This is a genomic window from Enterobacter sichuanensis (assembly GCF_002939185.1).
In the GTDB taxonomy this organism is placed as follows: domain Bacteria; phylum Pseudomonadota; class Gammaproteobacteria; order Enterobacterales; family Enterobacteriaceae; genus Enterobacter; species Enterobacter sichuanensis.
Genome location: NZ_POVL01000139.1, coordinates 1 through 1,702, shown reverse-complemented (window position 1 = coordinate 1,702; position 1,702 = coordinate 1). Strand labels below are relative to the sequence as shown.

Sequence of the window (1,702 nt, the reverse complement as noted above, 5' to 3'; positions counted from 1 at the left end):
CACCGGCGGCTTGCCTGCCACACATTGAACATTACAGACCAATTAGCACTTTGTCACCGGGGAAAGATGTAAAGATTATGTATAAATAGATTGGCTTAGAAGTGACATTTCAACTTTGGAGAAACAGGTGACATTTTAAACTTGCTTTAACAAAATTTTGGGACTGACCGAAACAAAAAGGCCAGCCCCGGAGGGCTGGCTATTCAGTACAGGGCAATGACAGGTTTCTTGATGCCGCAGGCGTGAGCGTAGCGGGTCAGTGTGTCGATGCTGGCTTTGGTGATGTTGTTTTCCAGGCGAGAAATAACCGGAGGTGTAACCCCCATGCGTTCAGCAACCTGCGCTTTTGTCAGGTTGTCATGCTTGCGCCATTCAGCAAGCAGCTCCCTGAGCTTTTCCTTACGTTCTTCTTCCTGCCATGCAGCGCGATATTCATCGTCCTGCATCCACTCGTTATGCAGTTCTTTATGGCTTACCAGTTTCATTAAGTACCTCCGCTAACCGCTTTTTGGCGAGATCGATTTCTTTCGCTGGCGTTTTCTGTGACTTCTTGATGAAAACACGGAGCATGATGATGGTATTGCCTTTGTGGTATACCCAGATTCCCCTGGCTATGTCCGTCCCCATCGTGCGGATCTCAAAAAGTCCATCGCCCAGGGGCTTCGTGTCCGGCTCCCGCAGTAATCGGGCGTCATACTCCAGTTTGCCGATGAGACGGTCAAACTTCACCCTGATTTTTACGGGTAATGCTGTGGCTTCTTCCCTGGCTTCCGGGTGATAAACAACGCTAAACATGTGACCTCCCATTTCTATTAATATTAACCTATAGGCTAATTTCAGACAAGGTAGAATTAACCTATAAGCTAATTTTGTTGGCAGTTATCGTGGCTACCCGGTCACTACCCTGTTAGCGTGAGTTTTCGTTCCACTGAGGAACGGGGATTTATGCGCGTTAGCGCATGTAAGGCGGCAGGATGAAATGACAGGTAGCACCGAGGGTTAGCCGCCGATACCAGTGAGGGATCGAAAGGGATCGCCTATCCATCCCTTCACCTTGCAAAGCCATATTCCGCTAAAAGCGGCTCAGAGGCTTTTGTGCGCGGTCGGAGTGGTCACAACAAGGCGAAGCCGCAGTTGGGGCGTATCTCCGCGTTAGCGGGTCGTAAGAGCCGCTTACGAGCGTGTAAGCTAATTCTTCAGCGATATTTGCTGACGTATCCGGCGTGGCCGGATTTGTCCAATCCCTCGATGGCTAACAGGCGAGCTGTTAGCCATCGAGGGATTCCGTTCTGAATGCCCCGCGCTTTAGCGTGGGGAGCTACTTTTGAGGCGCTCGCGCCGATGCTGTTCGGTTATCCACTTTTTAAAGGGGATAACAGTAATGTCTTTTATTTTTTGGTTTATCTTTTAATACGTAAGTAATTAAAAGATAAACCAAAAGAGTATTTGCGCCATCTCGTTTGCACTTCATTATCACTTACCCACAAGCTATACAGCAGTTGTGGTGGGTCTACGCCGGAACCGCCGAAAAATCCGTCATTCCTGTAGGCGGGATGGGTTGGATTTCGAAAATTATTGTACTATAAGGGCTTCCCCGGCGTGTCAACGCCGGTGTTTATGGTTTCTGTCTGCTCTTCAGTAAAAATAAAGGGGAGAGACTGCGGTACTATAAACGGCCATGATGAATCGTCATCGATTCGGA

General features: G+C 48.7%; 2 protein-coding genes. Both read right to left on the bottom strand.

The window, feature by feature from the left end; translation table 11 throughout:
• Positions 1-203: 203 nt before the first annotated feature.
• Complete coding sequence (locus C5687_RS24155; protein WP_000780222.1) at positions 204-485, bottom strand: helix-turn-helix domain-containing protein; 282 nt, start codon at positions 483-485, stop codon at positions 204-206.
• Positions 466-795, bottom strand: a complete 330-nt coding sequence (locus C5687_RS24150; RefSeq protein ID WP_000493286.1) for a type II toxin-antitoxin system RelE/ParE family toxin — start codon at positions 793-795, stop codon at positions 466-468. Before C5687_RS24150 ends, C5687_RS24155 begins: the two co-directional genes overlap by 20 nt.
• Positions 796-1,702: the final 907 nt, after the last annotated feature.

What these genes read in the sequence shown, in the direction of transcription:
- C5687_RS24155 (WP_000780222.1), bottom strand. Translation starts at nt 485, where the DNA reads ATGAAACTGGTAAGCCATAAAGAACTGCATAACGAGTGGATGCAGGAC.
- C5687_RS24150 (WP_000493286.1), bottom strand. Translation starts at nt 795, where the DNA reads ATGTTTAGCGTTGTTTATCACCCGGAAGCCAGGGAAGAAGCCACAGCA.